11 protein-coding genes are annotated in these 12,743 nt (G+C 62.9%); 3 read left to right on the forward strand and 8 right to left on the reverse strand.

Going from position 1 to position 12,743, the window contains the following annotated elements; all coding sequences use genetic code 11:
- The first annotated feature begins 25 nt into the window (after positions 1–25).
- The gene (locus D0901_RS01765) at positions 26–1,081 is read left to right on the forward strand and encodes a LacI family DNA-binding transcriptional regulator (RefSeq protein ID WP_129138564.1); all 1,056 of its coding nucleotides are present in this window, start codon (positions 26–28) and stop codon (positions 1,079–1,081) included.
- A 45-nt stretch (positions 1,082–1,126) separates the two neighbouring features.
- Here the strand turns inward: D0901_RS01765 and D0901_RS01770 are convergent, their stop codons facing one another.
- From D0901_RS01770 to araD, 8 genes are all read right to left on the reverse strand, one after another.
- On the reverse strand, positions 1,127–1,873 hold the full coding sequence (locus tag D0901_RS01770) for a sulfite exporter TauE/SafE family protein (protein ID WP_233440321.1): 747 nt from the start codon (positions 1,871–1,873) through the stop codon (positions 1,127–1,129).
- A 5-nt stretch (positions 1,874–1,878) separates the two neighbouring features.
- A complete protein-coding gene (locus tag D0901_RS01775) occupies positions 1,879–3,906 on the reverse strand; it encodes an alpha-glucosidase (protein WP_267899201.1) in 2,028 nt (675 codons plus the stop codon).
- Positions 3,907–3,976: 70 nt separating this feature from the next.
- Positions 3,977–4,747 (reverse strand): SDR family NAD(P)-dependent oxidoreductase, encoded by a 771-nt coding sequence (locus tag D0901_RS01780; RefSeq protein WP_129138567.1) that lies wholly within the window; start codon positions 4,745–4,747, stop codon positions 3,977–3,979.
- Positions 4,748–4,758: 11 nt separating this feature from the next.
- Positions 4,759–6,204, reverse strand: coding sequence for an NAD-dependent succinate-semialdehyde dehydrogenase (locus D0901_RS01785; protein WP_129138568.1), 1,446 nt, complete (start codon positions 6,202–6,204; stop codon positions 4,759–4,761).
- A 36-nt stretch (positions 6,205–6,240) separates the two neighbouring features.
- Entirely contained in the window at positions 6,241–7,122 is an 882-nt protein-coding gene (locus tag D0901_RS01790) for an SMP-30/gluconolactonase/LRE family protein (RefSeq protein ID WP_129138569.1), read from the reverse strand.
- A complete protein-coding gene (locus D0901_RS01795) occupies positions 7,119–8,006 on the reverse strand; it encodes an aldose 1-epimerase (protein ID WP_129138570.1) in 888 nt (295 codons plus the stop codon). The genes D0901_RS01790 and D0901_RS01795 overlap by 4 nt, the downstream gene beginning before the upstream one ends.
- 2 nt (positions 8,007–8,008) lie before the next feature.
- The gene (locus D0901_RS01800) at positions 8,009–8,806 is read right to left on the reverse strand and encodes an HpcH/HpaI aldolase family protein (RefSeq protein ID WP_129138571.1); all 798 of its coding nucleotides are present in this window, start codon (positions 8,804–8,806) and stop codon (positions 8,009–8,011) included.
- Positions 8,807–8,815: 9 nt separating this feature from the next.
- A complete protein-coding gene (gene araD / locus D0901_RS01805) occupies positions 8,816–10,546 on the reverse strand; it encodes an L-arabinonate dehydratase (RefSeq protein WP_129138572.1) in 1,731 nt (576 codons plus the stop codon).
- A gap of 334 nt (positions 10,547–10,880) precedes the next feature.
- Here araD and D0901_RS01810 point away from each other — a divergent pair, with 334 nt between their 5' ends.
- Positions 10,881–11,438, forward strand: a complete 558-nt coding sequence (locus tag D0901_RS01810) for a TRAP transporter small permease (RefSeq protein WP_129138573.1) — start codon at positions 10,881–10,883, stop codon at positions 11,436–11,438.
- A gap of 3 nt (positions 11,439–11,441) precedes the next feature.
- Positions 11,442–12,731, forward strand: coding sequence for a TRAP transporter large permease (locus D0901_RS01815; RefSeq protein WP_129138574.1), 1,290 nt, complete (start codon positions 11,442–11,444; stop codon positions 12,729–12,731).
- Positions 12,732–12,743 lie beyond the last annotated feature (12 nt).

A 12,743-nucleotide genomic window follows, 5' to 3' on the forward strand; every position in this document is an offset into this window, starting at 1 on the left:
CGGCCACTCCAATCGAGCAACCACCATGAGCAGCCAACAGCGCTCCCGGCGCAGCACCAAGCGTGTCACCATGACGGACGTCGCAAAATTATCCGGCGTCTCGGCCAGCACTGTGTCGCTCTACCTGCGCCGCCCCGCCGAAGTGTCCGATGCCCTCGGTCGGCGTATCCAGAATGCTATCGACACGCTGGGCTATGTCCCCAATCTGATGGCCGGTGCCCTGGCCGCCGCACAAACTCGCGTCATCGGTGTCGTCGTGCCTTCTCTGGTCAACTCGATGTTCTCTTCGACCGTCAGTCGCATGCAAATGGCCTTGAGCCATCATGGCTACCAGCTACTGCTTGGTCACAGCGAGTATTCCGAAGAGCAGGAAGAGTCGCTGGTGCGGGCCTTCATGTCCTGGTCGCCTAGTGCCATGGTGCTGACCGGGCTGCAACACAGTCGGGAAACTCGTCGCATATTGACCAGTTCCGCACTGCCTGTGGTGGAAATGTGGGAACTCGGCTCCAATGCCCTAGACACCATGGTCGGCTTTTCCCACGAAGATGTCGGGCGAGCCCAAGCACGTCATCTCATCGAGTCGGGGTGCCGCCGCCTGGCTTTCATCGGCGCCCGCCTCAGCATCGACAATCGCGCCCGGCTTCGTGCAACGGGCTTGAGAACTGCCTGCCAGGATCTACTCGGCAGTTCCAACTGCCAAATTATCGATACCGGCACTGATCGGATGGCCGAAGCCGCCCGCAAGGCGCTGAGAGCGCTACTCGCCGAACAACCCGATATAGACGGCATCGTGTTCTCGAACGATGTCCTGGCCCTGGGCGCCATTGCCGAGGCGCAGGCCAGAGGCATACGTATCCCCGAGGATATTGCACTGGTAGGCTTTGGCGACATGGACTTCAGCAATTGTTGTCTACCTTCCATATCGACCGTACGCCCGCCACGCCAAGAAATTGGAGACCGAGTGGCGATGAGCCTACTCGATAGCCTGCAAGGAAAAGCCGCCGAGACGACAGTCGACCTGGGCTTCGAGCTTCTGGTGCGAGAAAGTTCAACCCGGCGCGTCGGGCTCACTATTCCTTGAGCCCCGCCCCTTTTGGGAGGACATGTTGGCTCCTGGCTGACTTCATCATCTCAGGCCCGAGATACATAGGCTGACACCGGAGCCCAATAGCAGGATGAAGGCCAGTCGTCTCAGGCTGCGTGCCGATAAGGGAGGCGGGTAGCGGCGGCCCAGCCAGGTAAAGAACACCACCACCGGAATCGCTGCCATTGCAACACCGAGCACCTGCAAATCGAGCGCCCCCTGAAAGGCAACGATAGTCAGACGCTGGAGACTATTGATGGCAAAGACCATGAGGAGACAGTCACGAATGACGGCCGGCGCCAATGGTTGCCGATAGAGCTGGAAAACCATGGGCGGCCCCGACGTCGAGAACATCCCCCCCATGAAGCCCGATAACCCACCGAACAACGCAAAGCTCCAATCCGGCGAGCGGTGCCGCCGGGGCTTGGGGTGATACACCAGCATCAGACTGCTGGTGATTATGGAGCCCCCCAGGATAACCTCGAGCCAGCCTACATAGTCACCGCTCAGAGACTCCAACGCCCAGACACCCAAGAAAACAGTGACCATACCGCTCAAAGCACTGATCAGCACGACGCGACGATCCAGTGTGGCACGCTTGCCGTATAGCGCCACCACACAGTTGAACAGGCTCAGAACGCTGATGAGGATGGCTCCTAGAGTCACCGGAGCGATGCCGAACAATACAACGCCGGCCATGAAGATCAGACCAAAGGCGAAGCCAGTGATGGTTTGAGCGTAGGTCGCCAGGGCCACCACCAGCAACAACGCCAGGTGTTGCTCCAGCATGTCCATCAATCATGCCCCGGCACGGTCTCGAAAAGCGTTCTCCAGGCGCTCCGCTGCCGAAAGAACACCGGAGGACGCCCATCGGGTGCACCAACCTCCAGCCGGCGGCCACCCGACTCGACAGTACCGCTCCAGAGGTGCACCCATGTCTCGCCAGCCGGCAGGTAGACATCGCGCGCCGCGACACCAGCCTCTATCACCGGCGCCACCAAAAGGTCCGGCCCGTATAGGTACTGAGTCTGGATGCCATAGACCTTGGGATCGTCCTCGAAGTGCAGGAACAGCGGGCGCTGTACTGGGATGCCTCGTTCGGCGCCCTCCTCGACCAACACCTTGAGGTACGGAGACAGGTGGCGATAGACACGACTCATGCGCGCCAAGTGCTCAGTCAACTCGGCGCTGTCGAACCACTGCAAGTTGTCGGCGGGGCGATTGCACTCGTGAGTGCGCATGACGGGTGTAAAAGTCGCCAGATCAACCCAGCGCTTGAACAGTTCAGCACTACGAACGTTTCCAAACAGGCTCGTGTAACCGCCGATGTCACTGTGATGAAACGCATTGCCCAGCAACCCCGAGGACAGTGCCGCCGTAATCACCGTGCCGATGCCGTCATGGCGGGAGAAGTCCACCGACTGATCACCACCCCACAGCAACGGACAAAAAGCCTGAACCCCCGTGTAGCCGGCGCGCATGAAGAAGGTCGCCTCTGCGGTCTTGCCACGCTCGGCAAGGGCCTCGGCATTGACCCGGGCCCAACGGGTCGGCCAGCGGTTGTGCTCGACTTCCGCCGCGACGCCGTTGGCCAGCGTCACGCCCACCGGCAGATACTCACCAAAATCCGCCATCCACCCGCTCAGACCGATGTCGAGCATGTTGGCCTTGAGGATAGTGTCCTTGAACCAGGAACAGGCCTCGGGATTGGTGAAGTCCACGACGCCGCAGTCGAACTCGCCGAAGTCCACGATAGCCGTCTCGCCCCCCGCAGTGGTAGCGAGATAGCCGTGATCGCGAGCCACAGGGTAGAGCTCACCGTCCACGCACAGATAGGGATTCACGTAGCCCAAGAAGCGAATCCCGCGCGATTCAAGTTCTCGGCACCATTCAGCCAGGTCCGGATAGCGGCTCTCGGAGGCCTTCCAGTCCCAAAAGAGTCTGGCACCGAAGCTGGTTTCACGAATTCCCGCCCAGTCCTCGCACCAAAGCGCGGACACGGCCATGTCGCTGGCCAACGCCTGCTCGAGCCGCTCCTGGGCATGAGTCTTGCCTCGTTTGAGGCCCAGAATGACCCCGTCGTAGACCCATTCAGGCAGCCGCGGCTGGTGGCCGAATCGTGCGCCGAGCCTCTCGACCAGTGACAGGTAGCGGGTCGCGCCGTACAGCTCGAGACGCACCGGCACGTCCCACACCTGGAGCTCGTGGAAGTCGTCGTGCCGGAAGTCGAAGTCCGCGTAGCTGCTGGTCTCCAGATGGCAGGCGTAATGGCGCGACGACAGGAAGGTCGGCTGCGGATAGTTGGTGTGGTAGTAGTCCCCGCCGGCGCGATTCTCCACGTCGGAGCGCCAGGTGACATAGGTGCTCTTGTCGCGACCGACACCGGGTTCCGATGTCCACAGCGGAAAATGGCGACCGCGCAGGTCGAGGTAGGACATCTGTTCGCCGCAGCCCCAAACCCGCTCGTCAGGTTCGGCAACCAACCGCCACCAGGTGCGATTGATGCCCGCGGCAGCGTAACGGGTGGTCAGGGTCGCGCCGTCTGCCGTCGTCTCGAGCCACAACTCGAGCTGCAGCGCATCCCCTGCATGGCGGCGGAAGGCCAGCCGGTATCCCCGCTTCTCCTCATACAGGTCCAGGTGAACCAGGGGCTCGCGGACTTCCAGGTAGTCCGCGATCTCGAAGTTGCCGCGGTACATGTCGAAGGTCGCCTGCCCACGCCCGACATAGATCGCCGGTGCATCCTCGGCGTGACGGAACAGCAGGGTATCGCCGTGGTAGACACTGATAGCATGCGACGCGGTGATGACGCGCATCATGATGAATTCCTGTTGGTAATAATGAAGACAGGCGGTTTCCGTAAGATCTACGACCGGCCGGAAATGGAAAGGCTCAGTTGAGCGTCAGGCCCGCATCAACCACGAAGTTCTGGCCGGTACAGCCGCGACTCTCATCGGAACCGAGGAACAGCGCCATGCGCGCCACGTCCTCGACCTGAAGGCGAAATTTCAGCGCTTGCTGATCAAGGAAGCGCTGGTTGAGCTCCGGGGTCAGCCAAAGCCTCTCCTGGCGCTCGGTCTGAATGGCACCCGGCACCAGGGCGTTGACCCGGATCCCATGAATACCGATTTCCTGGGCCAGGGTCCGCGTAAGCCCATTGACGGCTGCCTTGGCGGTGGTGTAGCCCACCATGCCGGGACGACCGCGCATCCATGAGATCGAACCGAGATTGATGATGCTGCCCTCGCCCCGCCGTTTCATGGCGGGCAGCACCGCCTGGGTGGCGAAGACGTGGTGGCGCAGGTTGATGGCCTGGCAGTTGTCCCAGTACTCGGGGGTCAGCTCCTCGAGGGAGTGACGATCGTCGAGGCCGGCGTTGTTGATCAGCACGTCGATGGGCGCCATTTCGCGCTCCACCTCGGCGATCACCGCTTGGAGGCGCTCGATGTCGCGGATGTCGCACTCGTGGAAGCGCACCTCGGCCGAGGCCAGCTCGGCCACCAGCGCTTCGGAGGCATCGGCGTCGATGTCGACGAAGGCGACCCGGGCGCCCTGCCCGGCGAAGGCGCGCACCAGGGCGGCCCCGATGCCGGAGCCGCCTCCGGAGACGAACACCGTCTTGTCTCGCAGGGAATAGTAGTGAACCTGGGGCTGTTCGCTCACGGTCTCGCCTCCTAGATGGCCATGTTGACGTACTTGGTCTCGAGGTAGTCCTCGATGCCCTGGCGGGCGCCCTCGCGCCCCAGGCCCGATTCCTTGACGCCGCCGAAGGGGGCCTCGCAGGTGGAGACGTGACCGTTATTGATACCCACCATGCCGTAGTCCAGTTCCTCTGACATACGCCAGGCTCGGCCCAGATCACGGGTGTAGCAGTAGGCGGCCAGGCCGTACTCGGTGTCGTTGGCCAAGCGCAATACCTCGCCCTCATCGCGGAAACGGAACACCGGCGCCAGAGGACCGAAGGTTTCTTCTGAAAAGCACTCCATGTCCGGGGTGGCGTCAGCAATCACCGCCGGCGAGAGGAAGTTGCCGGCCAGCCGTTCGCCGCCATAATGCAACTTTGCGCCCTTGGCCAAGGCATCACGCAGCTGCTGTTCGACCTTGTCTGCAGCCGCCGTGTCGATCAACGGACCAACGGTGACCCCCGCCTCGTGGCCCGGACCGACCTTGAGTTCGGCGACCTTGGTGGACAAGCGCTCAACAAAGGCATCATAGAGACCGTCCTGGACGAAGAGGCGGTTGGCGCAAACGCAGGTCTGACCGGCATTGCGGAATTTGGCCTGCATCGCGCCCTCGACCGCCTGATCCAGATCGGCGTCATCGAAAACGATAAAGGGCGCGTTGCCACCAAGCTCCATGGATACCTTCTTGACGGTGTCCGCGCACTGCCGCAGCAACAGTTTTCCGACGCCGGTGGAACCGGTGAAGGTCAACTTCCGGACCTTGGGGCTCGCGGTCATGGCGCCCCCGATCCCCCTGGCGTCGCCGGTGACCACGTTGACCACACCAGCCGGGATGCCGGCGCGCTGGGCCAGCTCGCCCATGGCCAGCGCCGAGTAGGGCGTCTGCCCCGCCGGCTTGATGACGATGCTGCAGCCGGCGGCCAGCGCCGGGCCCGCCTTGCGGGCGATCATCGCGGCCGGGAAGTTCCATGGGGTGATGGCGGCACACACCCCGATCGGCTGCTTGACTACCAGCATGCGACGATCGCCCATGGGGCTGGGGATCACTTCGCCGTAGGTACGACGTCCCTCCTCGGCGAACCATTCCAGGAAGCTCGCCGCGAAGCCGATCTCCCCTCGGGCCTCGGCCAACGGCTTGCCCTGCTCGGCGGTCATCAGCGCGGCCAGGTCCTCACGATGCTCGAGCATCAGATCGTGCCAGCGGCGCAGCAGCACGCCACGCTCCTTGGCGGTCTTTCCCCGCCACTCGACCATGGCGCGCTCGGCCGCCTCGATGGCGCGCAGGGTCTCGGCCTCGCCCATGCGCGGCACGCGACCGATCACGCCGCCGTCGGCGGGGTTGGTGACGTCATCGGTGGCGCCTTCGTCGGCTCCCACCCAGTCGCCGTCGATCAGGCACGCCTGGCGCAGCAGGTCCTTGTCCTGGAGATTGAGCATGTTGGGCTCCTGTTGAGTCATGAAAGCGGGCCGGCCTCAGCCGGCGAACAGCGGTTCGGGACGCCCGGCGATCTCGACGCGCATGGCGAAGAGATCCCCGGACCGGGGATAGGCCGCGAGTTCCTCGGCCGGACGGCCATGGCGGGCGCTGGTCACATAGAGGGTCTTGAGATCCTCGCCGCCGAAGGCGCACATGGTCGGGCAGCGGGCGGGGACCGGATACTCGGCGACGATCTCGCCCGCGGGAGACAGGCGGACCACGCGACCGCCCTCGAACAGTGCCGACCAGTAATGGCCCTCGCTGTCGACGGCGGCGCCATCCGGGCGGCCGTTGCCGAACGGGAAGCGGTGGAAGACCTCGCGCGGGCCGAGGATCTCTCCGCTGTCCGGATCCAGTGGATAGCGGTAGATCACGTGTTTGGGCGTGTCGGAGTGGTAGGCCCAGCGGCGGTCGGGGCTGAAGGCCACGCCGTTGGACACCAGAACCTCGCCGGCGAGGCGCCGGCAGCTCAGGTCGGCATCGACCCGGAAGAGGCTGGCCAGGGGTTCGTCCCTGGGCTCGTGGATCGTGCCCGCCCAGAAACGCCCCCAGGGATCGACGCGGCCGTCGTTGAAGCGACTGATGGCGGTGTCGGCCACCGGCCGGGCCAGGCATTCCAGCGGGCGCGCCTCGTCGTCGAGCAGCCACAGGCCCGAGCGCAGCCCGGCGATGAAGCCGCCCTGCTCGCGACGGCCGATGCAGCCGATGTGCTCGGGCATGGGGTAGACGGCGTTCTCGCCGCTGGCGGGGTCGAAGCGGTTGAGGCTCGGCGCCTCGATGTCCACCCAGTAGAGCACTCCTTCGTCGCCGGCCCAGACCGGGCACTCGCCGAGGGCGGCTCGGGCCGACAGCACGGAGCGGAACGGGGAAGCGGTCATGATACGATCTCGGCTGTCAGGTGAATGTGGCCGACCAGCCGTTCGCCGGGCGCCAGGCGACGCATGCCGGCGGCGGCGGGATCGGCCATGTTGAGGGCGTCGTTGGCGTGGCTGACCGGCTCGATGCCGACGACATCGCGGCCCTCGGGAGTGAAGACTACCAGGTGGGATAGCGCCTCCGAGGCCGTCAGGGTCACGGCGAAGCCGCGAGCCGGCCAGGCCAGGCGCGCCTCCCGCGCCCAGCCGGTGAAGCAGTGATCCAGGCCTGGCGACCCCACCGGCCGCCGCACGCTGAAGTCCCAGTCGGCGGGGACGGGCACATGCCGCTCGGGGAGCTGGCGGGAATCGTTCAGCCATACCCCCTCGCAGCAAAACGCCATTTCTAGGCCGTCGCGCAGAAAATAGGGGTGCCAACCTAGCCCCGCCGGCATATCCCGATCGTCGTGGTTCTCGACCTCGAGCATCAGGCGGACGCAGTGGCCTTCTATGCGCCAGCTCTGACGCAGCCGGCAGCGCCAGGGCCAGTCAGAATCGCCAGGATGGTCGAACACCAAGCTAGCTTCAGACGCTCCCCGGGATTCCACCGCCCAAGCGCGCTGCCAGGCTAGCCCGTGCAGACTATGGGGATGATCGCCGAAATTGGGTGTCAGCCGCACCGTCTCACCCTCCCAAGGAAAGACGGCATCGGCAATACGATTGGAATACGGCGCCAGCATGTAGCCGCCACTCTGGCGTACCGCCTCCGCCTCCGCCCCCGCTAGGCCGGGCCCAAGGGGGCGCAGGACATCCCGACCGGCCAAGGCTAACCGAGACACGCCCCCGCCGAGGGGGGGAGTCAGGGCCAGTTGCCAGGTCGGCGAAGACAGCGTGAGAAGCTCGGTCATGCTCAATAGACGCCGTTATTCTCGGCGGGGGCGGTCTCACCGTGCAGAGCGGCGAGATACTCTTGGGCCCGGGACATCATCAGGCTCATGTCGGAGCCGATGGCCACGAAGGCGAATCCCTTGGCGATATACTCGCTCACCAGCTCGGGGTCCGCCCCGACGATGCCGCAGGGCAAGTTGCGCCCCCGACAGGCCTTAACAACCTCGCCGATCACGCCCTGCACTTCCGGATGACGGATGTCTCCGATGTGCCCCATGGCGGCGGATAGGTCGCCCGGGCCGATGAACAGTGCATCGACCCCCTCCACCTCGGCGATCTCCGGCAAAGCCGCCACGGCTTCCGGCGTTTCGAGCTGGAGGATGACGCCGATCTCGCGGTCGGCCTCTTGGAGGTAACGCTTGACGGTTCCATAACGACTGGCCCGATGCACCGCCGCCACGCCGCGAAAGCCGCGACCAGGATAGCGGGTAGAGGCTACCGCCTGACGTGCCTCCTCACTATTCTGGATATAGGGGAACATCAGCGTCTGAGCACCGCTATCCAGGACTCGCTTGACCATCACCGGGTCATTCCAGGGCAGACGCACCACCAGTTCCGCCGGAGTGCCGGCCACGGCCTGCATAATGGCGATGGCCTGAGGCACATCCACTGGCACGTGCTCCATGTCGAGCACCACATAATCGAAACCGGCGAACCCGATGGCCTCGGCCACGTTGGGGCTCGCGGTCATCAGCCAGGTTCCTACCGGCACCTTGGGTGCGTCCAGCCACTGTTTGAAATGATTCACGGGAAGCGTCATGTCGTCACCTCAGAAGATTTCGGGTTCGTCTTGTCGTTGACCGCCCTGAAGGATGTCGAAATCGCATCCCTGATCGGCCTGGGTCACATGCTCCTGGAAGATCGCGGTATAGCCGCGATCGATTCGCGGGCTCGGGGCCCGCCAGGCATCGCGTCGTGCCTCGAGCTCCCCAGGAGCGACGCAGAGTTCGAGCCGGCGGGCCTCGATGTCCAGCTCGATCTCGTCGCCATCGCGCACTAATGCCAGCGGGCCGCCCACCGAGGACTCGGGCGACACGTGAAGCACGCAGGTGCCGTAATGGGTGCCGCTCATGCGCGCATCAGAGATCCGCAACATGTCGCGTACGCCCTGGGCCAGGAGTTTCTTGGGAATCGGCAGAGCGCCCCATTCGGGCATGCCGGGCGCTCCCTTGGGCCCGGCATTGCGCAATACCAGCACCGAGTCGGCGGTAATCTCCAGGGCCGGGTCATCGATACGCGCCACCAGATCGGCGTGGTTGTCGAAGACCACGGCGCGGCCGCGATGGCGGGCCAGCTCAGGATTGGCGGCGCTGGCCTTGATGACCGCCCCGTTGGGGGCCAGATTGCCGCGTAGCACGGCCAGCGCCGCGCCCGGCGTGACTGGTTCATTGAAAGGGCGAATGACGTCCGCGTCATAGCATTCCGCGGGCGCAACCCACTCACCAAGCGTCTTGCCGGAAACGCCCCCAGCTTCGAGGGAAAGATGGCCCGCGAGACGCTTGAGCAGCGCCGGCAGGCCACCGGCATAGAAAAAATCTTCCATCAGGTACTCGCCCGAGGGAAAGATATTGGCGAGTACGGGGATCTCCCGAGCCACGACATCCAGATCATCGAGGGAGAGTTCGACATTGGCGCGACGAGCGAGGGCGATCAGGTGCACGGCGGCGTTGGTAGAGCCACCCATGGCCATGTAGCAGCGGGCGCCATTGAGGAAGCTCTCGCGAGTCAGGAAGTCCGAGGGCCTGAGATTTTCCCAGATCATCTCGACGATGCGTGAGCCGCATTCGGAGGCCATGCGGGTGTGGCCGGAATCCGCCGCCGGGATGCTGGAGGCACCGGGCAGGGTCAGGCCCATGGCATCGACGATGGAGGTCATGGTGGAGGCCGTACCCATGGTGTTACAGGTGCCGTTGGAGCGGGTCATGCGCGATTCTAGATCCACCCACTCCGCCTGCGTGATATTACCGCTGCGCAATTCATCCCAGTACTTGCGTGTATGGGTACCAGCGCCCAGGGTCTTGCCCTTCCACTTGCCGTTGAGCATCGGCCCCGCCGGGCAGAAGATCGTCGGAATATCCATGCTGATGGCACCCATCAGCAACCCCGGGGTGGTCTTGTCGCAACCGCCCAGCAGCACCACTCCATCGATCGGATGAGATCTCAACAGCTCCTCGGCTTCCATCGCCAGGAAGTTGCGATACAGCATGGTCGTAGGCTTGACCATCACTTCGCCCAATGACATTGCAGGCAATTCCACCGGAAAACCGCCAGCGGCCCACACCGCTCGCTTGACGGCGTCAGCGCGATCTCGCAGATGCGCATGACAAGGACTCAGATCGCTCCAAGTGTTGAGGATGCCGACCACCGGCTTGTCCATGAACTCCTCTCGACGCAGCCCCATCTGCTGAGTGCGTTGCCGGTGGGCGAAACCCCGCATGTCCTGGCCGCTGTACCAGCGCTGACTGCGCAATTGGTCAATGGTGCGTCGGTCCCTGTGCATTACCTGGCCTCTCGGTTACCCGCCATGATAGACATGACAATCAAAATCGTAGCGCTACGAAAATATTGTTCCAACGACCAATCACTGTCAACACGTCAGTCTCGAAGCTCACATCCAAATGGAATTAAAACCTACGAACCGCCCTAAATTAAGACTTTAGTACAATGCTTTTGACGACTTATCGTCCCTTGGTCGGGTTGACACTTCCCAACCGACAAATCTAGCATTTTCGTAGCGCTACGAAATAGATGCCGCGACGCCGCTCCCTGACAACAAAAACGCAAGCGCCGCTAGGCTTGGCCCCTTAGACCACGGCGAGTCCCGGAGACAATGCATGCCAACCCTCGTAACCTTCCTTGACCGCATCAACCGACAGACGACGCGCTGGGCCGGTAGCACAGCCACGCTACTGCTGGCCGCGATGCTGGTCGTGATGATCGTTCACGTCGTCTATCGCTATGCCTTCGGCCATAGCTTTGGTTGGACCGAGGAGCTATCGCGCTATCTGATGGTATGGATGGCCTTCCTGTTCTTTCCTACAGCGCACAAGAAAGGCCTCAACGTGAGCCTCGACCTGTGCACCGAGTGGTTCCGGGGCTCGCGGCCATGGTACTTGCTGCAGTTGCTGCTCGAGGCCGCCATCCTCGTCACTCTGATCTGGTGCATTCAACTCAGTTTTGACCGTATCGAGCGCGGCGCCACCACCCATAGCCTGGCACTCGGGATCCCCATGGCCCAGGTCTACTACGTACTACCAGTCAGTTTCACCCTAACCTCGCTGTGCTCGCTTGAGCGGCTACTGCGCGCGATGCTCTCCCTGACCTCACCCCAGATAGCAGCCAAGCTCGCATCACGCGATCAGGATATCGATCACCAGAAGGCGGAGGCCTGAACCATGACATTCGCCTATCTCTGGATCTTTGCAGGACTGCTGATCGCCGGCATGCCGATCGTCTTTCTAATGCTGATCGCCCCGGGCATCAGTCTGGTACTGGAGGGCAGGGTCGTGTTTCTCGACCTGCTGTTTCAACGGCTGTTCGCAGGCATCGATAGCTTCCCGTTGATGGCGCTTCCCTTCTTCATCCTGGCCGGCGAACTGATGACGGCGGGCGGGGTCACCTCGCGCATCGTGCGCTTCGCCGAGACTCTGATCGGGCATCGTCGCGCCGGCCTCGGCCAGGTGTCGGTGACCTCTTCGCTGATGCTGGCGGGCGGCTCAGGATCGGCGGTGGCGGATGCCTCGGCACTGGGCTCGGTAATGATCCCGGCCATGAAGTCGTCGGGCTACACCAACCGCTTCTCGGCGGCAGTAACAGCGGCCTCGGCGGTGATTGCTAGCATAATTCCGCCAAGCGGCATCTTTATTCTCTATGCCTTCATCATGAATGTGTCGGTCGCGGGCATGTTCGCCGGCGGCATCTTGCCCGGGATCCTGATTGGAGTGGGCCTGATGATCACCATCTCCGTGATGACCCGCTTCAAGGAATTCCCCGAGCCGTTGCCCAAGGCTAGCTGGAGCGAGAAATGGCAAGCTTTCATCGCCGCCTTTATGCCACTTCTGACGCCGGTGATTCTCATTGGCGGTATTGTAGGCGGTATCTTCACTCCCACGGAAGGTGCCGCAATAGCAGCCTTCTATGCCTTGATTCTCGGCCTGTTCGTTACACGCGACCTCAAGTTAAGTGATCTACCGAAACTTTTCGGCAAGGCAGCACTCAGCTCGGCCGTGGTGTTACTATTGGTCGGTGCAGCAGTCGCCTTCGCCTCACTTGTCAGCCTCAAGGGCACACCTCAACTGGTGAGCGGTTTCATCCTAGGTATCACCGACGACCCCGCTCTGCTGTTCTTCTTGGTCGTTCTCTTCCTGCTAGGCGTCGGTACCATCATGGATGCTGGCCCCGCCATCTTGATCCTAGGTCCTATCCTGGCCCCGGTCATGACCGGGGTCGGCGTTGACCCCATTCATTTCGCAGTCGTCATGAGCGTGACACTAATCATGGGCCTTATCACACCTCCAATGGGCCTGGTACTGTTCGTTGTCGGCAGCATAAGTAACGAAAAAATTGAAAGGATTGCCTGGGAGATGATGCCTCTTTTTCTAGTTGAAGTCGGCATTCTTTTCACCCTGGTTTATGTGCCGGACCTGGTGCTCGCCATCCCCCGATCTCTCGGTTACGTCACATAAGCATCCCCCCCA

Origin of the sequence: Modicisalibacter coralii (assembly GCF_004117855.1) — a bacterium.
Classification (GTDB): Bacteria; Pseudomonadota; Gammaproteobacteria; order Pseudomonadales; family Halomonadaceae; genus Modicisalibacter; species Modicisalibacter coralii.